Genomic DNA, 23,517 nt, shown 5'->3' with positions numbered 1-23,517 from the left:
CCTTCCCTCCCGTGGCGCGCGGGTGCTGCAGGGGCGTGTGCGCGAGGATGGGGGCCATGGCCAACCGACTTGCGCAGACCACCTCCCCGTACCTGCTCCAGCACGCCGACAACCCCGTCGACTGGTGGCCGTGGTCGCCCGGCGCGTTCGAGGAAGCCAGAAAGCGGAACGTTCCGGTGCTGCTCAGCGTCGGTTACGCCTCGTGCCACTGGTGCCATGTGATGGCTCACGAGTCGTTCGAGGACGCGTCCCTCGCCGACTACCTCAACGCCCACTTCGTGCCGGTGAAGGTCGACCGCGAGGAACGGCCCGACGTCGACGCCGTGTACATGGAGGCCGTGCAGGCCGCGACCGGCCAGGGCGGCTGGCCGATGACGGTCTTCCTGACGGCCGACGCCGAACCCTTCTACTTCGGCACCTACTTCCCGCCCGAGCCCCGCCACGGCATGCCGTCCTTCCACCAGGTGCTCGAAGGCGTCGTGGCCGCCTGGACGGACCGGCGGGAGGAGGTCGCGGAGGTGGCCGGGCGCATCGTCCGCGACCTCGCGGGCCGCTCCGTCACCCACGGCGGCACGGAGCTGCCCGGCGGACCCGAGCTCGCACAGGCGCTGCTGCGGCTGACCCGGGACTACGACGAGAAGCACGGCGGCTTCGGCGGCGCCCCCAAGTTCCCGCCGTCCATGGTCCTCGAGTTCCTGCTGCGCCACCACGCCCGTACGGGGGCCGAGGGCGCCCTGGAGATGGCCGCCGACACCTGCGCCGCCATGGCGCACGGCGGCATCTACGACCAGCTCGGCGGCGGCTTCGCCCGCTACTCCGTCGACCGGGAGTGGATCGTCCCGCACTTCGAGAAGATGCTCTACGACAACGCGCTGCTGTGCCGCGCGTACGCCCATCTGTGGCGGGCGACCGGCTCGGACCTGGCCCGCCGGGTGGCCCTGGAGACCGCGGACTTCATGGTGCGCGAACTGCGGACCGCCGAGGGCGGCTTCGCCTCCGCGCTGGACGCCGACAGCGAGGACGCGCGGGGCCGGCATGCGGAGGGCGCCTTCTACGTCTGGACGCCCGCGCAGTTGCGCGAGGTGCTGGGTGCGGAGGACGCCGCCTTCGCCGCCGAGCACTTCGGGGTGACGGAGGAAGGCACCTTCGAGGAGGGTTCCTCCGTCCTGCGGCTCGCCCGCACCGGGGAGGCGCGCGACGCCGAGCGGGCCGCCGACGTGCGGGCCCGGCTGTTCGCGGCGCGGGAGGCGCGGGTGCGCCCGGAACGCGACGACAAGATCGTCGCCGCCTGGAACGGCCTGGCGATCGCCGCGCTCGCCGAGACCGGCGCCTACTTCGGCCGGCCGGACCTGGTCGAGCGGGCCACCGAGGCCGCCGACCTGCTGGTACGCGTGCACATGGGCGACCTCGCCCGGCTCTGCCGTACGTCGAAGGACGGCCGGGCCGGGGACAACGCCGGGGTGCTGGAGGACTACGGCGACGTCGCCGAGGGCTTCCTCACGCTCGCCTCGGTCACGGGCGAGGGGGTCTGGCTGGAGTTCGCCGGATTCCTGCTGGACATCGTGCTGGAGCGCTTCACCGGTGAGAACGGCCAGCTGTACGACACCGCCGACGACGCGGAGCAGCTGATCAGGCGGCCGCAGGATCCCACGGACAGCGCCACCCCGGCCGGCTGGACCGCCGCCGCGGGCGCCCTGCTCTCGTACGCGGCGCACACGGGCTCCGAGGCGCACCGCACGGCGGCCGAGGGCGCGCTCGGGATCGTGGGCGCGCTCGGTCCGAAGGCGCCCCGCTTCACCGGCTGGGGGCTGGCTGTCGCGGAGGCGTTGCTGGACGGGCCGCGCGAGGTGGCGGTGGCGGGCCCGGTCGCCGGGGAACTGCACCGCGCGGCGCTGCTGGGACGGGCGCCGGGCGCGGTCGTGGCAGTGGGCGAGGGGCCGGACGCGGGCGCCGAGTTCCCGCTGCTGGCGGACCGTACGCCGGTGGGCGGTGCGCCCACGGCGTACGTCTGCCGCCACTTCGTGTGCGACGCCCCGACGACCGACGCGGCGGACCTGGCCGCGAAGCTGGCCGGCTGATCGGCGCCGGGCCCGTCCGGGCCCGGACGGGCCGTCATGCGAGGGGCCCGGCCACCACGGCCGGGCCCCTCGCGCGCCGGGTGTCTACTGCTGGTAGGCCACCAGCGATATGCCGACGTAGTGCACGACGAACGCGGCCAGCGTCAGCGAGTGGAACACCTCGTGGAAGCCGAACCAGCGCGGTGACGGGTTCGGGCGCTTGATGCCGTAGATGACACCGCCCGCGCTGTACAGCAGGCCGCCCACGACGACCAGGACGAGCACCGCGACGCCGCCGGCGCGCATGAAGTCGGGCAGGAAGAAGACCGCCGCCCAGCCCATGGCGATGTAGCACGGCGTGTACAGCCAGCGCGGGGCGCCGACCCAGAGGACCCGGAAGGCTATCCCTGCCGCAGCGGCCCCCCAGACCGCCCACAGGAGCGGCCGACCGGTGGACTCCGGCAGCAGGAGAAGGGTCAGCGGCGTGTAGGTGCCCGCGATGATCAGGAATATGTTGGCGTGGTCCAGCCTGCGCAGCACTGCCTCACCCCGCGGGCCCCAGGTCCCGCGGTGGTAGACCGCGCTCACGCCGAACAGCATGCAGGCGGTGAGGATGTAGACCGCGCAGGCCACCCGCGCGCGCGTGCTGTCGGCCAGGGAGATCAGGGCGATGCCGGCGATCACCACGGCGGGGAACATTCCTGCGTGCAGCCATCCGCGCATCCGTGGTTTGACCGGCACGGGGTCGGTGAGTTCTACGGGTCCGGACGACGCGGCGGCAGCAGAAGTCATGTACGCATGCTACCTACGCAACCGTAGGTAGGGCCCCGGGCCCGGTCGTCCCCGGCCGACGCGCGACGAGGGCCGCGGCACCGCGTCGCGTCGCGGCCACGCCCCTGTGCGGTCCGGTGCGGGGTCATTTCCCGTGCGGCACGCCGGATCCGGGGTCTTATGTCTTTTCTGCCGGAGATGCGGGGCGGATCCCGGTGCGTCGGAGTGGCGATACTCACTGTGCTCACCTGGGCGACCCTCTGGACATATGGGCGCGGGCAGCGCAACATCAAATGAGTGCGGTCGGCACCGGATGAGCGCGTAGGCGGAATCGAAGCATCCGGGCCGCAGCCCCCACGGGGCCTCTTCCTCAGACACCCACTTCAAGGAGCGATCGTGGCGCGCGACATCGCGGCTCCCCTCACTGTCCCCACCGGCCATCCGGAGCTCGTCTCCTGGGTGGACGAGATCGCGGCCCTCACCGAACCGGACCGCGTGGTCTGGTGCGACGGGTCGGAGGCCGAGTACGAGCGTCTGTGCGAAGAGCTCGTCGCCAAGGGCACGTTCACCAAGCTCGACCCGGTCAAGCGGCCGAACTCGTACTACGCCGCGTCCGACCCGAGCGATGTCGCCCGCGTCGAGGACCGCACCTTCATCTGCTCCGAGAAGGAGGAGGACGCGGGCCCGACCAACCACTGGAAGGCCCCCGCGGAGATGCGGGAGATCTTCACCGGCGAGAACGGCGTCTTCCGCGGCTCCATGCGCGGACGCACGATGTACGTCGTCCCGTTCTGCATGGGTCCCGTCGGCTCGCCGCTCTCGGCGATCGGCGTCGAGATCACCGACTCCGCCTACGTGGCCGTCTCCATGCGCACCATGACGCGCATGGGCCAGGAGGTCCTCGACGAGCTCGGTGCCGACGGGTTCTTCGTCAAGGCCGTCCACACCCTCGGCGCACCCCTGGCCGAGGGCCAGGAGGACGTTCCGTGGCCGTGCAATTCCACCAAGTACATCTCGCACTTCCCGGAGGACCGGGAGATCTGGTCGTACGGCTCCGGCTACGGAGGCAACGCCCTGCTGGGCAAGAAGTGCTACGCCCTGCGCATCGCCTCCGTCATGGCCCGTGACGAGGGCTGGCTCGCGGAGCACATGCTGATCCTCAAGCTCACGCCGCTGCGCGGCGAGAGCCGGTACGTCGCCGCAGCCTTTCCCAGCGCCTGCGGGAAGACCAACCTCGCCATGCTGGAACCCACGATCTCCGGCTGGACCGTCGAGACCATCGGCGACGACATCGCCTGGATGCGGTTCGGCGAGGACGGGCAGCTGTACGCGATCAATCCCGAGGCGGGCTTCTTCGGTGTCGCGCCCGGCACCGGTGAGCACACCAACGCCAACGCCATGAAGACCATGTGGGGCAACTCCGTCTTCACGAACGTCGCGCTGACCGACGACGGCGACGTGTGGTGGGAGGGCATGACGGAGGAGCCGCCCGCGCACCTCACGGACTGGAAGGGCAACGACTGGACGCCCGAGTCCGGTACGCCCGCCGCCCACCCCAACGCCCGCTTCACCGTGCCGGCCGGGCAGTGCCCGATCATCGCGCCCGAGTGGGAGGACCCCAAGGGCGTGCCGATCTCGGCCATCCTCTTCGGCGGCCGCCGTGCCTCCGCCGTCCCGCTGGTCACAGAGTCCTTCACCTGGCAGCACGGCGTCTTCCTCGGCGCCAACGTCGCCTCCGAGAAGACCGCCGCCGCCGAGGGCAAGGTCGGCGAGCTGCGCCGCGACCCGTTCGCCATGCTGCCGTTCTGCGGCTACAACATGGGCGACTACATGAAGCACTGGATCGAGGTCGGTGCCGGCAAGCCGGACCAGTCGAAGCTGCCGAAGATCTACTACGTGAACTGGTTCCGCAAGAACGACGCGGGCGCGTTCGTGTGGCCCGGCTTCGGTGAGAACAGCCGTGTCCTCAAGTGGATCGTCGAGCGCCTGGACGGCACGGCCGAGGGCGTCGAGACGCCGATCGGCATCCTGCCGGCCAAGGGTTCCCTGGACACCGACGGTCTGGACCTCTCCGAGTCCGACCTCGACTTCCTCCTGAACGTCGACAAGGAGGTCTGGCGTGAGGAGGCCGCGCTGATCCCCGAGCACCTGAACACCTTCGGTGACCACACGCCGAAGGAGCTGTGGGACGAGTACCGCGCGCTGGTCCAGCGCCTGGGCTGACCCGACCCGGTACGACCGGGCGCCGGGTCCGGCCCGGCGCCTCCCCGGACTCCGCGACCGGGCCCGTAGGACATCCGCCCTGACCTGTGGGGTCGACGGCCCGCCGCGGAAGGCCCCCGGAACTCCCTCGTGGTTCCGGGGGCCGCCCCCTGTCCGGGGTTTCCCGGTGGGTACGGGAGTGGGTGCGGGACCGGCGATGGCGGCGGCTCCCGGCCGTCAGGGCCGGCCGGCCGGGAGCACCCGCGCCACGGGCCCTCGCGGCCCGCGGACTTGGAACGTCAGCGGGCGCCCGCCGGCGCGGGAACGGTCTCCGCGGCCAGAGCCGCGGTGTGCGCGTCCATGGCCTGCGCGGCGAGGATCGCCGCGGCCGTGTCGGCGCGTGACGCCGCCACGAGGAGGGCCCGGCCCGCCAGGGCGTGGGCGCGGTGGTGGAGAGCGGCCGGCGCCGCGGCGGTCCGTCCGGCGTGCCGGGCGGGCGGCGCGCCACGGAGGCGGGCCACCTGCTCGGCGATGCGGTCGCCCGTGGTGGCGAGCCCCAGTTCGTCGGTCACCGCGAGGAGCGCGGCGAGGTGCCCCGCGAGCTGGATGTCCAGCTCCTCCTCACGACTGCGGTGCGGAAAGCCGGCGTCGTCGGCCGGTGTGTGGACCGATTTCGTGCGGATCGGCTCGTACATGGAGGGCCTCCTGGTCGTGCAGGAGGACCATCCTAGCTTGGAATCTGTCTAAAGTTATGTGCGATCCGGAACTGATCGAGTTCAGGGCTGGCTGTAGCTGTCCAGGAAGGTTCCGATGCGCGTCATGGCGTCCGTCAGATCCTTGGCCGGCGGCAGTGTCACCACCCGGAAGTGATCGGGTTCCGGCCAGTTGAAGCCCGTACCCTGTACGACCATGATCTTTTCGGCCCGCAGCAGGTCGAGGACCATCTGCCGGTCGTCCTTGATCTTGAACACCTGGGGATCGAGCCGGGGGAAGAGGTACAGCGCCCCCTTCGGCTTCACGCACGTCACCCCGGGGATCCGCGTCAGCAGGTCGTACGCCACGTCCCGCTGTTCCAGGATGCGCCCGCCCGGCAGCACCAGGTCGTCGATGGACTGCCGGCCGCCGAGCGCGGTGGCCACCGCGTGCTGGGCGGGCATGTTCGCGCACAGCCGCATGTTGGCCAGGATCGTCAGCCCCTCGATGTACGAGGAGGCGTGCGCCTTCGGGCCGCAGACCGCCATCCAGCCCGAGCGGTATCCCGCGATCCGGTAGTTCTTGGACAGCCCGTTGAAGGTGAGCACCATCAGATCGGGCGCGACGGCCGCGGTCGGGGTGTGGGTGGCGCCGTCGTAGAGGATCCGGTCGTAGATCTCGTCGGAGCAGACGACGAGGTTGTGGCGCCGGGCGATCTCCGTCAGCCCGCGCAACATCTCGTCGTCGTAGACCGCGCCCGTCGGGTTGTTCGGGTTGATGATCACGAGCGCCTTGGTGCGGTCGGTGATCTTCCGCTCGACGTCGGCCAGGTCCGGCATCCAGTCGGCCTGCTCGTCGCACCGGTAGTGCACGGCCGTACCGCCGGCCAGCGAGACGGAGGCCGTCCACAGGGGGTAGTCCGGAGCGGGGACCAGCACCTCGTCGCCGTCGTCGAGCAGCGCCTGCATAGACATCTGGATCAGCTCGGAGACGCCGTTGCCCAGGTAGATGTCCTCGACCCCGAGGTCGATGCCCTTGGTCTGGTAGTGCTGCATCACCGCCCGGCGTGCGGACAGCAGGCCCTTCGCGTCCCCGTAGCCGTGCGCCCCCGAGAGGTTGCGCAGTATGTCCTCGAGGATCTCGGGCGGGCACTCGAAGCCGAACGCGGCGGGGTTGCCGGTGTTCAGCTTGAGGATGCGGTGACCGGCGGCTTCCAGCCGCATGGCTTCCTCGAGCACGGGGCCGCGGATTTCGTAACAGACGCCGGAGAGCTTCGTGGACTGGATGACCTGCATGTCCGTGAGCTTACGGCCGCGTTTCGCGCGCTGCGCCCCGTTCGCGTACGCGTTGTCCCCTCCGGAGGCGTAGTGCGCCGTGCCCGCTCTTTCATCGGCATGCCGCCCCGGCCGCCGACCGTGCGAACCTCCGGTCGGGGCGGCGCGCGGGCTTGGAATGCGGGTGTGCCGCACCTGGCTGGTGAGATGCGCCACGCGGGGCGGGGCGGGGCGGCCGGGCCGTGCCCGGCCGACGTGGTTCAACCCGGCAGGGTGGTCCCTTCCGGAAGCCGTAGGCCGAAGTCGTCGGCGAGTACGCGCAGCACCTCGGCCGGACCGCTCAGCTCGCGCTCCGTGATCGTGCCGTCGTCGGCCGTCTCCACCAGGGTGCGTCCGGACAGCGCCCGGTGCAGACCCGGCTGGGTGCGCATGGCGTACACCGCCTGACGGAACGGTGAGTCCGGGTTCGTCGCCATGTGCCAGTTGATCACCTCGAAGTCGGGATGCTGGAACGGTTCGAGCGTGAACTCGTACTGCGGCTCCCAGCAACCGCCCTTCTCGGACTGCAGTTCCCACAGTTCCAGCGGGCCGTCGTGCGGTGCGTGCACGAGCCGGTGGTGGCGGGGGGTGTCGAGCAGTTCCGTGTCCTGCGTCAGGGGGATCGGCTCCAGCAGTGCCCCGCTCGACCCGAAGCCGGTGTCGGCGAGGAAGGGGGTGGCGGCGCCCTCCGCCTCCACCTTCATCAGCATGTGGGTGCGCGGCCGGATGTCACCGGGGGCGGCACCCACCACCACGCGGGCGGCCAGGAGCGTCACGGGGAAGCCGAGTTGGGTGAGGACGGCCGCGAGCAGGGTGTTGTGCTCGTAGCAGTACCCGCCCCGCTCGCCGCGGACGAGCTTGGCCTCCAGGTCCGCGAGGGCGAGGGAGGGCACGTGCCCGAGGACGGGGTCCAGATTCTCGAAGGGGATGCCGAGCATGTGGGCGCGGTGCACGGACCGCAGTACCTCCGGAGTGGGACGGCGCTCACCGGACCAGCCGATGCGGGCGAAGTAGGCGTCGAGGTCGAGAGTCATGACCCGACAGTACGCAGACACCTCAGTAGTTGCTCAAATGCGGTGGAGGGGCGGGGTGTACGGGGCACGCTGCCCTCATGATCCGTGCGGACAGGGCCAGGCGGGAAAAGATCGTGACCGTGCTCCGGGAGGCGGAGGAGCTCGGCGCGCTCCTGCGGGAGGCGTTGAGTACCGCGCCCGAGGACGAGCGGCCCGGTCTGGAGCGCGCCGTCGCCCTCGTCGAGCGGGCCGCGGCCGTCCCGGACTCCGAGGTGCGCGGCCGCTGGGTGCGGCAGCGGCTCGCGGCGGCCGGGTACGAGGGGCCGGCCGACGCGGTGGCGGCCGTCAGGATCCTGCGCACGGCCGAACCCGGGCTGAGAGCCTGTCGGGTGACCTCTGATCGAGCGGCCACAGCCCGGCACGCCCGCTTCCCGCGTTGCCGAAAGGCCCGCGTAGCTCCGCTACGCGGGCCTTCCAGCGCCTTGGAATCGCACGCACCGGACCGCGTCCGCTTTCCGACCCCAGGTCACCCGACAGGCTCTGAGCCTTCTGGCGGCGGTGACCTACACCAGGGAGGCGGCCGGCCGGTGAGGCGGCCGCACCGCGCCCGGCGTGCCGGGTGCGGTGCGATCAGGGCGGGCGAGGGGGTGACCGGCTGACGGCCGGTGGGACGCGGCTTGATTCCGCCCCTTGTGGGCCCCCTTCCCGTAGGCCAACATGCGCATGTCAAACCGGAGAACTCCGGTGACAGACGCATCTGGAGGGGACCCCCACATGAAGAAGCCTCTCGTCGGCGCACTTCTTACCGTTCTGCTCCTCGGGGCGGGTGCCGCCCCCGCGGTCGCGGTCACGAACCCGGGCACCACCCAGGCCCGCGCGAACGGGACCGGCGTCACCGCGCGGACGGCCGGCGCCGGTACGCAGACCGCCGAGGTCCGTGCGAAGGCGGTCAGCTTCGCCGGCACGGTGGCGCTCAGCAACTGTTCCGGCTCGGTCGTCCGCACGCCCTCGTCCCTGCCGGGCGACCCCGCCCTCGTCCTGTCCAACGGCCACTGCCTGGAGACCGGCTTCCCGGGCCCCGGCGAAGTCGTCCTCAACAGGGCGTCGACCCGGAGCTTCACCCTGCTGAACGCGGCGGGCACGGGCGTCGGCACCCTCCGCGCCGACAGGATCGCGTACGGGACGATGACGGACACCGACGTCTCGCTCTACCGGCTCACCCGTACGTACGCCCAGATCGAGAGCACCTACGGCATCAAGGCCCTGGAGCTCAACGCCACGCGCCCGGTGCAGGGGACGGCGATCACGGTCGTCTCGGGGTACTGGAAGCGCACGTACAGCTGTGCCGTCGACGGGTTCGCGTACCGCCTCAAGGAGGGGGCCTGGACCTGGAAGGACTCGGTCCGCTACACCTCGGACTGCCGGACGATCGGCGGCACGTCCGGCTCGCCGGTGATCGACGACGCGACCGGGAAGGTGGTCGCGGTCAACAACACCGGTAACGAGGACGGCCAGCGGTGCACGGACAACAACCCGTGCGAGGTCGACGCCGGCGGCGTGGTGACGGTCCGTCAGGGTATCAACTACGCGCAGCAGACGTACGGCATCGTGCCCTGCGTCGGCCCCGGCAGCCAGATCGACCTGACCCGGGCGGGCTGCGCCCTTCCCAAGCCGTAGCGGGCGGGCCTACGGGACGGCCGGGCGCGGAGAAGGGAGCCCGGCCGTCACCTCGCGGTCCGGTCCGCGCCCCGGCCCGTCCCCCGGACCGCGCGGCCGGCCAGGGTGGAGGTCCGCCTGCCGTCCTCGATGACGAAGCGGCCGTCGATCAGGACGTACGGGATGCCCACCGGGAGGGTGCGCGGCGCGTCGAAGGTCGAGCCCGCCGCCACCGTGTCCGGATCGAAGAGGACCAGGTCCGCGCGGTAGCCCTCGCGGACGTGGCCGCGGTCCGCCAGGCGCAGGCGTGCGGCGGGGCGGGAGGTGAGGTGGGCGACGCACTCCTCCAGGCCGATGATGCCCAGCTCCCTTGCGTAGTGGCCGAGGTAGTGGGGGAAGGTGCCGTAGGCGCGCGGATGTGGTTTGTCGCCCTGGAGGATGCCGTCACTGCCTCCGGTGTGCACCCGGTGGCGCATGATCCGGCGCACGTTCTCCTCATGGCCCACGTGCTGGAGGATCGTCGTGCCGAGCCGGTCCTCGACGAGCAGCCGGCGGGCGGTCACCCACGGGTCCTCGCCGCGCAGCCGGGCGGACTCCGCGACCGTACGGCCCACGTACCCGGTGAGATCCGGAGCGCCGACGCCCGAGATCTCGATCGTGTCCCACTCGATCGGGACGCCGTGGCAGCCGTCCGAGCCCAGGACCTCCAGGTGGTGGCGGATCCGTTCCGCCGTGGCGTCGTCCGCGAGCCGGGACAGGACGGACTCGGGGCCGCCCTCACCCGCCCAGCTGGGCAGCATCGCGACCAGGGTGGTGCAGCCGGGGGTGTAGGGATAGGTGTCCAGGGAGATGTCGGCGCCCGCCGCCAGGGCGTCGTCCAGGAGGGCGAGCAGGTCGGGAGCCCTGCCCTTGTTCACGCCGAAGTTCATGGTGGCGTGGGCGAGGTGGAGGGCGCAGCCCGCCTGACGGGTGAGCTCCACCATCTCCTCGTACGCGGCGAGCGCCCCCGCCCCGTACGAGCGGTGGTGGGGGCAGTAGTAGCCGCCGTGGGCGGCCACCACGCGGCACAGCTCGGTCAGTTCGGCGTCGCCCGCGTACATGCCGGGCGTGTACGTCAGGCCCGAGGACATGCCGACCGCGCCCTCGGCCATGCCCTGCGCGACGAGTTCCCTCATCCGGGACAGCTCGGCATCGGTGGCCGGCCGGTCCTCCCAGCCGACGGCGAGCATCCGCACCGTCCCCTGCGGGACGAGGTAGGCGGCGTTGACGGCGATGCCCTGACCGCCGAAGTTGCGGTCGAGGCGGTCCAGGTAACCCCCGACGGTGCGCCAGTCGAAGTCGATGTCCGACCCGTCGCCGTTCCACCCGGCGATGGAGCAGCGCACCTCGGCGAGCGTCCGGTCGTCCGCGGGGGCGTACGACAGGCCGTCCTGGCCGAGGACTTCGAGGGTGACCCCCTGCGCGGCCTTCGCGCTGTGGTCGGGGTCGCGCAGGAGTGCCAGGTCGCTGTGGGCGTGCATGTCGACGAAGCCGGGGGAGAGGGCGAGGCCGTCAGCGTCCAGGATGCGCGTGGCACCGGGGCGGGGGCCGGCACCCTCGCGGTGGATCCCGGTGATCCGGCCGTCGGCGACGGAGACGTCGGCTCGGTAGGAGGGGGCGCCGCTGCCGTCGATGACACGGGCGTCGCGGATGACGAGATCCATGGCGGGGTGACCTGTCCTTCCTCGGGATGTCGTCCCGGGGCTGTCAGAAGAACGTGCGGAGGTAGTCGGTGACGGTGCCGTCGGCCTCGGCCAGCGGGATCAGCTGCCACTTGTCGAAGGCGGTGCAGGGGTGCGACAGGCCCATACCGACCCAGTCGCCCACCTCCAGTACCGTCCCCGGCTCCGTGCGGAGCCAGCCGTGCTGGTCGGAGAGGCCGGTCACGGTGATGCCGGTGGCCGGCCGCACCGAGCCGTCGCGGGCGGACCGGACGGCCTGGGCCTCGGGGAGGTCCAGGTCGTAGGCGGCGTCGCGCTTGCCCGCGTTGACGAAGGCCTGTTCCGGCGTGGGCCGCGAGACGACCTGGGCCCAGAGCCGGAGTGCCGGCTGCAGCGCGCCCTCCCCGGGGACCCGGTTGAACGGGGTGAGGTGGCGGTAGTGGCCGTCGTCGTGACTGACGTAGGCGCCCGAGCGCAGCAGCCGGCACACCGGGCGGCCGAGGACCGGGATCTCGGCGAAGACATCGGCGACCGCGTCGAACCAGGCGCTGCCACCCGCGCTGACCAGGATCTCCTCGTCCGCGGCGAGCGAGGTGAAGCGTCCGGCGGCGTCGAAGGCGGCGGCCAGGGCGACGAGCCGGCGCAGCCATTCCCGTACGCGTTCGGGGGAGGCGTCCGGCACCTCTCCCTCGTATCCGGCGACGCCCACCAGGCGCAGGGTGGAGACGCCCGCCACCGCGTCGGCGACCGCCGCGCAGTCGTCCTCCGTACGGGCACCGGTGCGCGCACCCGGGCCGGCGCCGAGTTCCACGACGACGTCGACGGGGCGGGACGCCCCCGCCGCGCGCAGGGCCTCGTCCATCAGCTCGACACCGCGGACGGAGTCGACGTAGCAGACGAACCTGAAGTCCGGGTCGGCGTCCATCTCACCGGCCAGCCAGCGCAGGGCCGCCGCGTCCACGAGCTCGTTGGCCAGGAAGATCCGCCGGATGCCGTGGGCCCGGTAGACACGTGCCTGGTGGGGCACGGCGGCCGTGATCCCCCACGCGCCGTGCTCCAGCTGGCGGGCGAAGAGCCGCGGTGACATCGACGTCTTGCCGTGCGGGGCGAAGGCCAGGCCGTGCCGCCGGCTGTAGGTCTGCAGGAGTGCGAGGTTGGCTTCGATCGCCTCGGCGGACAGGGCCAGCACGGGTGTGGTGAACCCTCCGGTGAAGAGGTTGCGCCGTTCGGCCGCCAGCGCGCCGACGGTCAGGCCCTCCGCGTCGGGCGGCAGCGCCTTGAAGCGGTGGTCGACCCGCTCCCGCGCGAGTGCCGCAAGGGACCCGCCGTCGATCATCGGCACGGGCGGCCCCGCGGACCCCGCGGGGGGCCCGGCGGGCTGTTCGGCGGACTGCTCGGCGGCCAAGGGTGCCTCCTCGGTGACGGTGATGACCTCGATGCCGACGTTGCATCATGTGCAACGCCCATTGCGCATCTCGCTACCCGCTGTCTAACATCCGAGCCGATGCCGGGTCAATGGTGAGCACCGGCGCCCACGGCCGACCAGGAGGAGCCCAGAGTGCCCGGATTCGCGACCAGGACGAGCGCGGCGGACACGGACGTCGTCTGCCTCGGCGAGTCCATGGTGACGTTCCTGCCCTCGCGGCCCGGCCGCCTCGCCGACGTCCCGTCCTTCTCGCGTGGCATCGGTGGCGCCGAGTCCAACGTCGCCTGCGCGCTGGCCGCCTCCGGCCACCGGGCGAAATGGGTCGGCCGGGTCGGCGCCGACGGCTTCGGCGACCACCTCGTCGACACGATCGCCGGATACGGGGTCGACACCTCCGCCGTACGCCGTGATCCGCACCGCCCCACCGGCGTCTACTTCCGCACCGCCACGGACCGCGCCACCGACACCTACGAAGTCGCCTACTACCGGGCGGGGTCCGCCGCCTCCGCGATGTCCCCGGACAACGTCCCCTACGAGGACCTCCTCACCGGCCGCGTCCTGCACCTGTCCGGCATCACGGCCGCGCTCTCCGCCGACTGCCTGGCCCTGCTGCACGACCTCACCGCCGCCCGGGAGGGCCGCCCGCTGATCTCCTTCGACGTCAACCACCGCCCCGGGCTGTGGCGGACGGGCGACGCGGGCCCCGAGGTCCTGCTCGCCCTGGCCCGCCGCAGCGACCTCGTCTTCGTCGGCGAGGACGAGGCCGAGGAGGCCTGGGGGGTGCGGGGGGCCGACGCGATCCGTACCGCCCTGCCGGAGCCCGAGGTCCTCGTCGTGAAGCGGGGCGCCGACGGCGCGACGGTCTTCGCCCGCACCGGCGGCGGGCAGGCGGACACCGTCACGCCCGTCCCCGCCCTGCACGTCGACGTCGTCGCCGCCGTCGGCGCGGGCGACGCCTTCGCCGCCGGGTTCCTCTCCGCCACCCTGCGCGACCTGCCGATGCGGGACCGGGCCCGGCACGGCCACCTGACGGCCGCAGCCGTCCTCACCGTCCCCGGCGACCTCACCGCGCCCCCGGCCCGCGCCCATGCCGACCGTCTCGCGGCTCTGGACGACACCGCCTGGGAGACACTTCGTCTCGGCCCCGGCTGGACAGCGGCCGGCCAGGCACCCGAGGAGGTACGAGTCACATGAGCCAGACCGTCGACCGCGCGCTGAGCATCCTGCCGCTGCTCGCCCAGGGACCGGCCGATCTCGGCCAGGTCGCCGAACGGCTCGGCGTCCACAAGTCCACGGCCCTGCGGCTCCTGCGCACGCTCCACGAGCACGGACTCGTCTACCGTCAGCAGGACCAGCGCTACCGCCTCGGTGCCCGGCTCTTCGCCCTCGCGCAGGAGGCCGTCGAGAACCTCGACGTGCGCGAGATCGCCCACAACCACCTCGTCGAGCTCAACGAGCAGTGCGGACACACCGTCCACCTCGCCGTGTACGAGGAGAACGAGGTCCTCTACATCGACAAGGTCGAGAGCCGCTACCCCGTGCGGATGTACTCCCGGATCGGCAAGCCGGTGGCGATCACCGTCGCCGCCGTCGCCAAACTGCTCCTCGCCGACCTCACCGAGCCGGAGCGGCGCGCGATCGCCGAGAAGCTCGACTACCCCATGTACACGTCCCGTTCGGTCCCGAACGCCGGGGCGTTCCTCAGGGAACTCGCCGTCGTACGCGAACAGGGATGGGCCACCGACCTCGGCGGCCACGAGGAGTCCATCAACTGCGTCGGCGCCCCCGTCCGGGGCGCGGACGGGCGGGTCGTCGCCGCCATGTCGGTGTCCGCGCCGAACGTGGTCGTCACGGCCGAGGAACTCCTCACCCTGCTCCCCCTGGTGCGGCGCACCGCCGACGCCATCAGCCGGGAGTACTCCGGCAGCACCCCCACCGAGAAAGCCTGAACCACCATGACCGAGAAGACCGCTCTCACCCCCGGCACCCACACCACCCCGCCCGCCAGGTTCTCGCACGGCGTGCGGAAGGGGAACATCCTCCAGGTCGCGGGCCAGGTCGGCTTCCTGCCCGCCGTGCCGGGCCAGGCCCCCACCCCGGCCGGGCCGACCCTGCGCGAGCAGACCCTGCAGACCTTCGCCAACGTCAAGGCCATCCTGGAGGAGGGCGGCGCGAGCTGGGACGACGTGATGATGATGCGCGTCTACCTCACGGACGTCGACCACTTCGCCGAGATGAACGCGATCTACAACGAGTACTTCGAGGGCCAGGGGCTCACCGCCCCCGCCGCCGCCCGCACCACGGTCTACGTGGGTCTGCCCGCGGGACTCCTCATCGAGATCGACGCGCTCGCGGTCCTCGGCTGATCCACCGGCCCGGCCCGCCCCTCCCTCCGCACCGTCCCGCACCACGGCACGGCGCCCCGTCCCACGGGAGCGCCGTGCCGCGCTCCCCCCTGCCCCGAAGGGCCCCTGTCACCCACGGAGTTGACCAACCATGCTGCTCGCCGCCACCCCCGCGCCGGCCGAGGCGCCACCCCACACCGGTGGACTCCTCGCCCTGATCGACGGCACCGCCGGTCTGCTGACCGTCGCCGCCCTCGGCATCGCGCTGCTCCTCTTCCTCATCATCAAGGTCAGACTGCAGCCGTTCGTCGCGCTGCTCGCCGTCTCCATAGCCGTCGGCCTGGGTGCCGGCCTCTCCGTCACCGAACTCTTCGGCACGGTCCAGAAGTCCGCCGCCGTCTCCGTCATCGAGTCGGGCATGGGCGGCATCCTCGGCCACGTCGCCATCATCATCGGCCTCGGCACGATGCTCGGCGCGATCCTGGAGGTCTCCGGCGGCGCCGAGGTGCTGAGCGCCCGCCTGCTGAACCTCTTCGGTGAGAAGCGCGCGCCGCTCGCCATGGGCCTCACGGGCCTGATCTTCGGCATCCCGGTCTTCTTCGACGTCGGCATCTTCGTCCTCGCGCCGATCGTCTACGCCGCAGCCAAGCGCTCCGGAAAATCGATCCTGCTGTACGCGATGCCGCTGCTGGCCGGACTCTCGATGACCCACGCGTTCCTGCCGCCGCACCCCGGCCCGGTCGCCGCCGCCGGACTCTTCGACGTCTCCCTGGGCTGGGTCATCGTGATGGGCGCCGTCGTCGGTATCCCGTCCGTCCTCGCCGCCTGGGCCTACTCCGCCTGGATCGGCAAGCGCCTGTTCGTCGACGTACCGCAGGACATGGTCGAGGCCGCCGCCGAGGCCAAGGCCGCCGTCGTCGCCGAACAGCGGGCCGCCGGGGTCACCCCGCACGAGAAGCCCGTCGCCCTCGGCACCGTGCTCGCCATCATCGGCACCCCGCTGATCCTGATCCTCGCCGCGACGTTCTCCTCCATCGCCCTGGACCCCTCCACCCCGCGCTCCGTCATCGAGTTCTTCGGCAACCCCTTCGTCGCGCTGACGATCGCGCTCCTCCTGGCGTACTACCTGCTGGGCATCCGGCGCGGCTGGTCCCGCAAGTCGCTCGAAACGGTCTCCACCGCCTCCCTCAAGCCGGTCGGCAACATCCTGCTGGTCGTCGGCGCGGGCGGGATCTTCGGAGCCGTACTCAAGGGCAGCGGCATCGCGGACGCGCTCGCCGACACCTTCAACGACGTGGGGCTGCCGGTCATCCTGCTCGCCTGGCTGATCTCGGTGGTGCTGCGGGTCGCCCAGGGTTCGGCGACGGTCGCGATCGTCACCACCGCCGGCATCGTCGTCCCGCTCGTCGAGGGCCAGGGCATGTCGCAGCCGCACCTCGCCCTGATCATCATGGCCATCTCGGCGGGCTCCATCTTCGCCTCGCACGTCAACGACGGCGGCTTCTGGATGGTGTCCAAGTACTTCGGCATCTCCGAGCGGGACACCCTGAAGTCCTGGACGGTCCTGGAGACGGTCCTCTCGGTCGCCGGGTTCGTGGTCGCTGCCGCCCTGAGCCTGGTCATCTGAGGTCCGCTCCCCGGACGGAGGGCACCGCACGCCCTCTTGCGCGATCCGTCCCCGTACGCTTCGTTGATCGGCATGGCGGAGACCAACAGAAGCACGGGAACGGGGGAGTTCAGCTCCCCGCAGCGCGCGTCCAGCTGGAGGTACATCGGCCCCGGTATCGTCGTCGCCGCCACCGGCGTCGGTGCCGGGGACCTGGTCGCGACGCTCGTCGCCGGCAGCAGATTCGGCTACACCCTGATGTGGGCTGCCGTGATCGGCTGCCTCGTCAAGATCTCCCTCGCCGAGGCGGTCGGCCGGTGGCACCTGGCCACCGGCCGCACCCTGTTCGACGGCTGGCGCGGCCTCGGCGGATGGACCACCGTCTACTTCGCGGTGTACGTCGTCGTCTGGGGGTTCGTGTACGGCGCGACGGCCATGTCCTCCAGCGCCCTGCCCGTCGTGGCCCTCTTCCCCGACGGCCCCGGGCTCAAGACCTGGGCGATCGTCATGGGGCTGGCCGGACTGGTCTTCGTCTGGTTCAACCAGTACGCCGTCTTCGAGAAGGTCATGACGGTCCTGGTCGGCGTCATGTTCGTCGTCGTGGTCTACGTCGCCGCCCGCGTGGCCCCCGACCTCGGCGCCTCCTTCGCCGGACTCCTCCCCGTCCTCCCGGACGGTTCCCTCGTCTACACGCTCGGGCTGATCGGCGGGGTCGGCGGCACCATCACGATGGCGGCCTACGGGTACTGGGTGAACGCCAAGGGCTGGTCCGACTCGTCCTGGATGAAGGTCATGCGGCTCGACAACCGGGTCGCCTACCTCACCACGGGCATCTTCGTCGTCGCGATGCTCGTCGTCGGGGCCGAACTGCTGCACGCCTCCCACCTCGCCCTGGCCAAGGGCGACCGTGGGCTGATCGACCTCGGACAGGTCCTGGAGGACCGCTTCGACCCGGCCACCGCGAAGCTGTTCCTGGTGGGCTTCTTCGCCACCTCGTTCTCGTCGCTCATCGGCGTGTGGCACGGTGTCAGCCTGATGTTCGCCGACTTCGTCGAGCGGATGCGGGCCGGCCGCCGCCCCGGGGGCGCGGAGCAGGCGGGGAGTGCGGCGGTCGGCCGCTCGGAGCGGTCCCTTCCCTTCCGCGCGTACCTGCTCTGGCTCACCTTCCCCCCGATGGCCCTCCTCTGGCTCGACGAGCCGTTCGGCCTGGTCATCGCCTACGGCGTGCTCGGCGCGTTCTTCATGCCCTTCCTGGCCCTGACCCTGCTCCGGCTGCTCAACTCCGCCCGTACACCGCCGCAGTGGCGCAACGGATGGCTCAGCAACGGGATGCTCGGGGCGGCGGGCCTGCTGTTCGTCGTGCTGTGCGTCCAGCAGGTGCGCGAGCTGCCCTGGTGACGCCTCCGGGCTCCGCCCGGAGAGAGCCCACGGCCGGCACCGCCCGGCCGAACCCGGCAGCGCCGCCGGGGGAGCGGCGGCGCTGCGGCTTCGGGTCCTCGGCTACGGCAGGCCGTGGACGTGGGGGCCGACGGCGTTCGACCAGGCGTTGCCGGCCGTGGCGTCCCAGTTCGTCGACCAGGTCATCGCCCCGCGGATGCCCGGGTACGTCCGCGACGGCTTGAACGAACCGCAACCGGTTCCCTTGGCCAGGCAGTCGAGCGCCGCGTTCACGACGGACGGGGACACGTAACCGCTGCCCGCGCCCCTGGTCGAGGCGGGGACTCCGAGGCCGACCTGGGACGGGGCGAGACCGCCCTCCAGCTGGATGCAGGCGAGCGCGGTGAGGAAGTCCACCGAGCCCTGCGAGTAGACCTTGCCGTCACATCCGAGCATCGAACCGCTGTTGTAGTACTGCATGTTGACGACGGTCAGGATGTCCTTGATGTTGAGCGCCGTCTTGAAGTACTCCCCGGACGTCGACTGCATGTCGATGGTCTGCGGGGCCATCGTGATGACGAGACCGGGACCCGCCTTCGCGGACAGCGAGCGCAGCGCCTTCGTCATGTACGTCGAGTTCAGACCGTTCTCCAGGTCGATGTCGACCCCGTTGAAGCCGTACTCCCGGATGAGCGCGTGGACCGAGTCGGCGAATGCGGTGGCGGAGGCGTCGCTGTTGACGGAGACGGTCCCCTTCTCGCCGCCGATCGAGATGATGACGTTCTTGCCGGCCGTCTGCTTGGCCTTGATGTCGGCCTTGAACTGCGCGACCGTGTAGCCGCCCAGACCCGCCGAGTCCAGGTTGAAGGTGACGGCGCCCGGGGTCGCCGTGGCGTCGGCGAAGGAGACGGCGATGATGTCGTAGGCCGCCGGCACGTCGCTGAGCTTCTGGACGGTGGCGCCGTTGTCGAAGTTCTGCCAGTAACCGGTCACCGCGTGCTTGGGCACGGAGGTCACCGGGCCCGGGCCGGGGGTGTCCGCCTTCGCCGTACGGCCGCTGACGGTGGCGGACCTGACCGACTCGCCGGCGGCGTTGGTGGCGCTCACCGCGAACTGGTAGGCCGTGTCCGCGGCCAGGCCGGTCACCGTCGCGGAGGCGCCGCTGGAGGTGGCCGCCTTCGCGCCGTCCCGGTAGACGGTGTAGCCGGTGGCGCCGGAGACGGCGTTCCAGGACAGGGCCACGGAGGAGGACGTCGTGGTGCCCACGGTCAGGCCGGCGGGGGCTCCGGGGACGGCGGGGCCGGGCTCCTCCGTACCGCCGCCGCCGTCGGGGCCGATGACCGTGACGTCGTCCGCGAGGTAGGCCGCCTGGCCGTACCAGCCGTGGGTGTAGACCGTCACCGAGGTGGTGGAGGGGCCGGTGGTGAAGCTGGTCCTCAGCTGCGTCCAGGTCCCGGAGCCGGGCGTCCAGGTGGAGACGTCCGTCGTTCCGGTGCCGCTCGCGCCCAGGTAGGCGTAACCGCCCTGTACCCAGGAGCTCAGTGTGTACGTGGAACCGGGCTTCACCGCCACGGTCTGTGTGCACCTGGCGTTGTCCTGGCCGGCGGGGGTGGCCTTGAGCGCCGAGGAACCTCCGTGGACGGGGGAGGAGACGGTGGTGCCGCTGCCGCCGGAACAGGTCCAGCCGGCGAGGCCGGACTCGAAACCGGCGTTCTTGGCGACGTTGACGTCGGCGGCTTCCGCGCTGCCGGCGAGCCCGGTGACGGTCAGGGCCCCGGCCGCGACCACGGCGACGGCCGCGCCGAGGAGGGGCCGGGTGCGGTGACGTGTGCGTCTGCTGCGTGCGGAGCGTTCCACTTGCTGCCTCCGGTGGGGGAGTCGGGGGATGCCGGCGGGGAACGGTGGCCACCGTTGGCCGATAAACTGGTCCAGACCAATAGAGTTGTCAAGACTTCCGGCGGGGGTGACTGCTCCCGGTCGTGCCCGCCGCGGTCTGCCGCGGGCTCCGCAAGGTGACGTCCGGGGCCGGCGGGTGCACTCGCGCGGGTGAGTCGCCGCGGAACCGGGACGCATTTCGGATCGTCACGGAGCGGGCCCGCCACGGATATCGCCCACGGGGCGTCAGGGCGGCCGTGCGCCGCTCTGACGTGGGTGAACGAATTTCCGCAGCCTTCGCACCCGGTGCCCGTGGTAACCCTGCGCAGTGGTACAGGAGTTAACCAGTTCGGTTTTCGTACCTTTTCGCACGGAGGTACCGCGAAGACCCGTCGCCGGACGTCGCCGTACCGGACTCCGATTTCTGTTCTCCGCCTGCGAGGACGTGGCTAAAGTGCTGAGGAAGAAGCGCGGAGCAGGAGTGTTTGCGGCCGGGGTCACGACGACCGCGGCCGGAGCCGAACGGGGAAGAACGTGCCGACCGCAATAGCAGTGACGAGCGCTGATCTTGTGCTCCCACCGACCGATCAGCAGACCCCGACGGCGGCCGTGCTGCAGGCTCCCGACGCCCAGACCCTCGACCTCGCGATCGGTGACATGCACCTGCTTCTGGAGCAGCACGGGCATGTCGTCGTGATCTGCCCGGCAGGGCTCGGCCAGGCCCACGAACGGCGTCTGCACGCCATCCGTTCCGTCATGGAGAGCGACCGGATCGCCCTGGTCAAAGTGGATCTGCCGCCGCTCGGCGTGGCCGTGCTGGTGCGTCAGCTTCGTCAGCTGTCGATCTGTGACTTCAGCCCCGGTGTGGTGGCGTCGGCGGCCCGGCTGCTCACCCACTACATCCACGCCGGCGCCCTGCTGAACTCGGTCGCCCGGCTGGACCGGGTCCCCGTCAGCCTGAAGACGCACGCCAAGTCCTGGGTGCCGGGCTCCCAGTTCGCCGTACTCGCCGGGCCCAGCCCCCAGCTCGTCCGGATCGGCCCGGCGGCCGAACCTCCGGCCGGGCCGGCGTTCGGCACTCACCTGATGGTGGCCAGAGGCCAGTCGTCATCGGACTGGGTACAGCAGACCCTGGCCCCCGCCTGGAAGGTCCAGGCCGTCCACGAATGCCCGCTGCCTTCCGGATCCCCGCGGTGGTGGGGCACCGGGAGGCTCGTGGAATTCGCCTCTTATCTGCCGGACATCTCGGTGATCTACCAACTCGTCTCCTCCGTGCGCCGGGAGAACTGCCACTGGTGCGGAATGGAGCTCATCGGTGACCGCTGCGGGTTCTGTTCCTCGCCCCTGACCCCGCCCGAGAACCGAATGCGCCCCGCGGGTGTCCTGTCCCGTGGAGCGTCCGGGCCACCGGGCTCCTGACGCCCGAGGGCCGCCGTCCAGACCCGCACACCCCCTCCGTCCGCCGCCCACCCATCCGATTCGAACGAGGTTGTCCGGCCATGAACTCCCGCCAGCGCCGCGGCGTGATACTCCTGCTCCTGTCGGTCCTGTGCGCCTTCGGTGCCTTCGCCGGGGTGCTCTCGGTGATCAGCGACGTCAACTCCAAGGTCGGGCCCGAGGTCTCCGCCTACCGGCTCAAGCAGAACGTGTCGCCTTACTCGGACCTGTCCGCCGCACAGTTCGAGAAGGTGTCGATGCCCAAACGCTGGCTGTCGGACAACGCCGTCACGGATCTGGACGAGGTCAACGGCAAGATCGCCGTCACCGAGCTCAAGGCCGGCTCCCTCATGCAGTCCGACATGATGGCGAGGAGCCCCGAACTAAAGCCCGGCGAGCAGGAGATCGCCATCATGATCGACGCCGCGACCGGTGTGGCGGGCAAGATCCGGCCGAACGACAAGGTGAACATCTACGCCACCTTCGAGGGCGAGCGGGACGGCGAGGCGGCCCAGTCCAAGGTCATCGTCTCCAACGCCAAGGTGCTCGACGTCGGCGAGCTGACTCCGCTGGAGCCGCGCAGGACCGACAGGAACCAGGCGACCGAGGCCGTGCCGATCACCTTCGCGCTCAACACGCTGGACACCCAGCGCGTGGCCTACGCCGAGTCCTTCGCCCTGCACGTACGTCTCGCACTCATCGCGCCGGGCAGTGACGGCACCATCCGCCCGGGCGACCGCACCTACACGCTCGACAAGGACAAGTGAGGATGGGATGACCACCAGAATCCTCCCGGCCGTCGGTGACGCCGACGCGGCCAGGTCCGTCACCACCCTGCTCAGCCAGCTCCCCGAGGCGGAGCCGGCGGCTCCGGTCGGCGACTCGACGCAGCTCATCGACACCCTCGCCCGGCTGGCCGGCGAGTCCATCGAGGAACTGCCCGAGGTCGTGCTGGTGCACGAGCGCATCGGGCCGGTGCCCGCCCTGGAACTGATCCGGGAGGTCTCCCTGCGCTTCCCCGCCGTGGGCGTCGTGCTGATCACCGCGGACGCGAGTCCCGGACTCTTCGCCGCGGCCATGGACGCGGGGGCCCGGGGTCTGGCCACCCTCCCCCTCAGCTACGAGGAACTCGCCAACCGGGTGCAGGCCGCCGCGCAGTGGTCCACCGGTGTACGGCGCCATCTGGGGGCGGGCAGCGACGTGTTCACCGGGCCCGGCGGCACCGTCGTCACCGTCACGGGCGCCAAGGGCGGAGTGGGTGCGACCCTCACCGCCGTGCAGCTGGCCCTCGCCGCGCAGGCCTCGGGGTACGCGGCCGCACTCGTCGACCTGGACCTGCAGACCGGAGACATCGCCGCCTACCTCGACGTGCAGTTCCGGCGTTCCGTCGTGGACCTGGCGGCCATCACCGACATCTCGCCGCGCGTCCTGTCCGACGCCGTCTTCTCGCACGACACGGGCCTGGCGCTGCTGCTGGCACCCGGCGAGGGCGAACGCGGCGAAGAGGTCAGCGACCGTTCGGCCCGCCAGATCGTGAGCGCCCTGCGCTCGCGCTACGAGATCGTCGTCATCGACTGCGGAAGCCAGATGAACGGCGCCAACGCCGCCGCGATCGAGATGGCCGACACCGCGGTCCTGGTGACCACCCCGGACGTGGTCGCGGTAAGGGGCGCCAAGCGCATCGTCCGGATGTGGGACCGGCTGCAGATCCGCAAGGCGGAGGAGACGGTCACCCTCGTCAACCGCTTCAACCGCAGTACGGAGATCCAGCCCCCGCTGATCCAGCGGATCACCGGGACCCGCATGGCGGGAACCGCCGTCCCCGCGAACTTCAAGGAACTCCAGGGCGCGGTCGACGCCGGGCGGATGCACGAGCTGGACCCACGCTCCACCGTGAAACAGGCCCTGTGGGCCCTGGCGGGAGAGCTCGGACTCGTGAAGCCTTCCCAGGGAGCGGAGGCGCGCGGCGGGATACTGCGCGGCGACAGGGGATCCATCGGGGGCCGCCGGCGCAAGGGCGGTACGAGCGGCGGGGGAGGCTGACAG

General features: G+C 71.4%; 18 protein-coding genes. 11 read left to right on the top strand and 7 right to left on the bottom strand.

The window, feature by feature from the left end:
* The first annotated feature begins 56 nt into the window (after nucleotides 1-56).
* Entirely contained in the window at nucleotides 57-2,078 is a 2,022-nt protein-coding gene (locus BA175_RS10185; RefSeq protein ID WP_069170981.1) for a thioredoxin domain-containing protein, read from the top strand.
* Nucleotides 2,079-2,162: 84 nt separating this feature from the next.
* Here the strand turns inward: BA175_RS10185 and trhA are convergent, their stop codons facing one another.
* A complete protein-coding gene (trhA, locus tag BA175_RS10180) occupies nucleotides 2,163-2,849 on the bottom strand; it encodes a PAQR family membrane homeostasis protein TrhA (RefSeq protein ID WP_069170980.1) in 687 nt (228 codons plus the stop codon).
* Nucleotides 2,850-3,224: 375 nt separating this feature from the next.
* Between trhA and BA175_RS10175 the strand changes: the two genes are divergently transcribed.
* Nucleotides 3,225-5,051, top strand: coding sequence for a phosphoenolpyruvate carboxykinase (GTP) (locus BA175_RS10175; protein ID WP_069170979.1), 1,827 nt, complete (start codon nucleotides 3,225-3,227; stop codon nucleotides 5,049-5,051).
* A 278-nt stretch (nucleotides 5,052-5,329) separates the two neighbouring features.
* Here BA175_RS10175 and BA175_RS10170 read toward each other — a convergent pair whose 3' ends face one another.
* The 3 genes from BA175_RS10170 to BA175_RS10160 form a co-directional block, all read right to left on the bottom strand.
* Nucleotides 5,330-5,725, bottom strand: coding sequence for an SCO4983 family protein (locus BA175_RS10170; RefSeq protein WP_069170978.1), 396 nt, complete (start codon nucleotides 5,723-5,725; stop codon nucleotides 5,330-5,332).
* 81 nt (nucleotides 5,726-5,806) lie between these two features.
* The gene (locus BA175_RS10165; protein WP_069170977.1) at nucleotides 5,807-7,018 is read right to left on the bottom strand and encodes a pyridoxal phosphate-dependent aminotransferase; all 1,212 of its coding nucleotides are present in this window, start codon (nucleotides 7,016-7,018) and stop codon (nucleotides 5,807-5,809) included.
* A gap of 239 nt (nucleotides 7,019-7,257) precedes the next feature.
* The gene (locus tag BA175_RS10160) at nucleotides 7,258-8,070 is read right to left on the bottom strand and encodes an arylamine N-acetyltransferase family protein (RefSeq protein ID WP_069170976.1); all 813 of its coding nucleotides are present in this window, start codon (nucleotides 8,068-8,070) and stop codon (nucleotides 7,258-7,260) included.
* A gap of 753 nt (nucleotides 8,071-8,823) precedes the next feature.
* Between BA175_RS10160 and BA175_RS10150 the strand changes: the two genes are divergently transcribed.
* On the top strand, nucleotides 8,824-9,726 hold the full coding sequence (locus BA175_RS10150) for a S1 family peptidase (RefSeq protein WP_069170974.1): 903 nt from the start codon (nucleotides 8,824-8,826) through the stop codon (nucleotides 9,724-9,726).
* 47 nt (nucleotides 9,727-9,773) lie between these two features.
* Here the strand turns inward: BA175_RS10150 and BA175_RS10145 are convergent, their stop codons facing one another.
* Together BA175_RS10145 and BA175_RS10140 are read right to left on the bottom strand one after the other, a co-directional pair.
* Nucleotides 9,774-11,408, bottom strand: coding sequence for an N-acyl-D-amino-acid deacylase family protein (locus BA175_RS10145; protein WP_069170973.1), 1,635 nt, complete (start codon nucleotides 11,406-11,408; stop codon nucleotides 9,774-9,776).
* Nucleotides 11,409-11,451: 43 nt separating this feature from the next.
* Complete coding sequence (locus BA175_RS10140) at nucleotides 11,452-12,741, bottom strand: alanine racemase (protein WP_069172037.1); 1,290 nt, start codon at nucleotides 12,739-12,741, stop codon at nucleotides 11,452-11,454.
* Nucleotides 12,742-12,963: 222 nt separating this feature from the next.
* On the opposite strand from BA175_RS10140, the gene BA175_RS10135 reads away from it, so the two are divergent.
* From BA175_RS10135 to BA175_RS10115, 5 genes are all read left to right on the top strand, one after another.
* Nucleotides 12,964-14,025: a sugar kinase gene (locus BA175_RS10135; protein WP_069170972.1), complete on the top strand. Its 1,062-nt coding sequence runs from the start codon at nucleotides 12,964-12,966 to the stop codon at nucleotides 14,023-14,025.
* Nucleotides 14,022-14,780, top strand: a complete 759-nt coding sequence (locus BA175_RS10130) for an IclR family transcriptional regulator (RefSeq protein WP_069170971.1) — start codon at nucleotides 14,022-14,024, stop codon at nucleotides 14,778-14,780. Before BA175_RS10135 ends, BA175_RS10130 begins: the two co-directional genes overlap by 4 nt.
* 6 nt (nucleotides 14,781-14,786) lie before the next feature.
* Complete coding sequence (locus BA175_RS10125; RefSeq protein WP_069170970.1) at nucleotides 14,787-15,197, top strand: RidA family protein; 411 nt, start codon at nucleotides 14,787-14,789, stop codon at nucleotides 15,195-15,197.
* Between the two features lie 130 nt (nucleotides 15,198-15,327).
* Nucleotides 15,328-16,803: a GntP family permease gene (locus BA175_RS10120; RefSeq protein WP_069170969.1), complete on the top strand. Its 1,476-nt coding sequence runs from the start codon at nucleotides 15,328-15,330 to the stop codon at nucleotides 16,801-16,803.
* A 72-nt stretch (nucleotides 16,804-16,875) separates the two neighbouring features.
* On the top strand, nucleotides 16,876-18,180 hold the full coding sequence (locus BA175_RS10115; protein ID WP_069172036.1) for an Nramp family divalent metal transporter: 1,305 nt from the start codon (nucleotides 16,876-16,878) through the stop codon (nucleotides 18,178-18,180).
* A 102-nt stretch (nucleotides 18,181-18,282) separates the two neighbouring features.
* Here BA175_RS10115 and BA175_RS10110 read toward each other — a convergent pair whose 3' ends face one another.
* Nucleotides 18,283-20,016 carry a chitinase gene (locus BA175_RS10110; protein ID WP_069170968.1) on the bottom strand — a complete coding sequence of 578 codons (1,734 nt, stop codon included), beginning with the start codon at nucleotides 20,014-20,016 and terminating at the stop codon, nucleotides 18,283-18,285.
* Between the two features lie 588 nt (nucleotides 20,017-20,604).
* Between BA175_RS10110 and BA175_RS10105 the strand changes: the two genes are divergently transcribed.
* The 3 genes from BA175_RS10105 (at nucleotide 20,605) to BA175_RS10095 (ending at nucleotide 23,514) form a co-directional block, all read left to right on the top strand.
* On the top strand, nucleotides 20,605-21,453 hold the full coding sequence (locus BA175_RS10105) for a hypothetical protein (protein ID WP_069170967.1): 849 nt from the start codon (nucleotides 20,605-20,607) through the stop codon (nucleotides 21,451-21,453).
* 80 nt (nucleotides 21,454-21,533) lie between these two features.
* Nucleotides 21,534-22,238, top strand: a complete 705-nt coding sequence (gene cpaB / locus BA175_RS10100; protein WP_069170966.1) for a Flp pilus assembly protein CpaB — start codon at nucleotides 21,534-21,536, stop codon at nucleotides 22,236-22,238.
* A 7-nt stretch (nucleotides 22,239-22,245) separates the two neighbouring features.
* On the top strand, nucleotides 22,246-23,514 hold the full coding sequence (locus tag BA175_RS10095) for an AAA family ATPase (protein WP_069170965.1): 1,269 nt from the start codon (nucleotides 22,246-22,248) through the stop codon (nucleotides 23,512-23,514).
* Nucleotides 23,515-23,517 lie beyond the last annotated feature (3 nt).

The sequence above is a fragment of the Streptomyces griseus genome (assembly GCF_001715295.1).
Classification (GTDB): domain Bacteria; phylum Actinomycetota; class Actinomycetes; order Streptomycetales; family Streptomycetaceae; genus Streptomyces; species Streptomyces griseus_G.
This window is presented reverse-complemented; position numbering and strand designations above follow the sequence as displayed.

Coding starts and splice junctions, on each gene's coding strand:
- BA175_RS10145 (WP_069170973.1), bottom strand. CDS start 11,408: ATGGATCTCGTCATCCGCGACGCCCGTGTCATCGACGGCAGCGGCGCC.
- BA175_RS10185 (WP_069170981.1), top strand. CDS start 57: ATGGCCAACCGACTTGCGCAGACCACCTCCCCGTACCTGCTCCAGCAC.
- BA175_RS10095 (WP_069170965.1), top strand. CDS start 22,246: ATGACCACCAGAATCCTCCCGGCCGTCGGTGACGCCGACGCGGCCAGG.
- cpaB (WP_069170966.1), top strand. CDS start 21,534: ATGAACTCCCGCCAGCGCCGCGGCGTGATACTCCTGCTCCTGTCGGTC.
- BA175_RS10130 (WP_069170971.1), top strand. CDS start 14,022: ATGAGCCAGACCGTCGACCGCGCGCTGAGCATCCTGCCGCTGCTCGCC.
- trhA (WP_069170980.1), bottom strand. CDS start 2,849: ATGACTTCTGCTGCCGCCGCGTCGTCCGGACCCGTAGAACTCACCGAC.
- BA175_RS10115 (WP_069172036.1), top strand. CDS start 16,876: ATGGCGGAGACCAACAGAAGCACGGGAACGGGGGAGTTCAGCTCCCCG.
- BA175_RS10165 (WP_069170977.1), bottom strand. CDS start 7,018: ATGCAGGTCATCCAGTCCACGAAGCTCTCCGGCGTCTGTTACGAAATC.
- BA175_RS10140 (WP_069172037.1), bottom strand. CDS start 12,741: ATGATCGACGGCGGGTCCCTTGCGGCACTCGCGCGGGAGCGGGTCGAC.
- BA175_RS10170 (WP_069170978.1), bottom strand. CDS start 5,725: ATGTACGAGCCGATCCGCACGAAATCGGTCCACACACCGGCCGACGAC.
- BA175_RS10125 (WP_069170970.1), top strand. CDS start 14,787: ATGACCGAGAAGACCGCTCTCACCCCCGGCACCCACACCACCCCGCCC.
- BA175_RS10160 (WP_069170976.1), bottom strand. CDS start 8,070: ATGACTCTCGACCTCGACGCCTACTTCGCCCGCATCGGCTGGTCCGGT.
- BA175_RS10120 (WP_069170969.1), top strand. CDS start 15,328: ATGCTGCTCGCCGCCACCCCCGCGCCGGCCGAGGCGCCACCCCACACC.
- BA175_RS10150 (WP_069170974.1), top strand. CDS start 8,824: ATGAAGAAGCCTCTCGTCGGCGCACTTCTTACCGTTCTGCTCCTCGGG.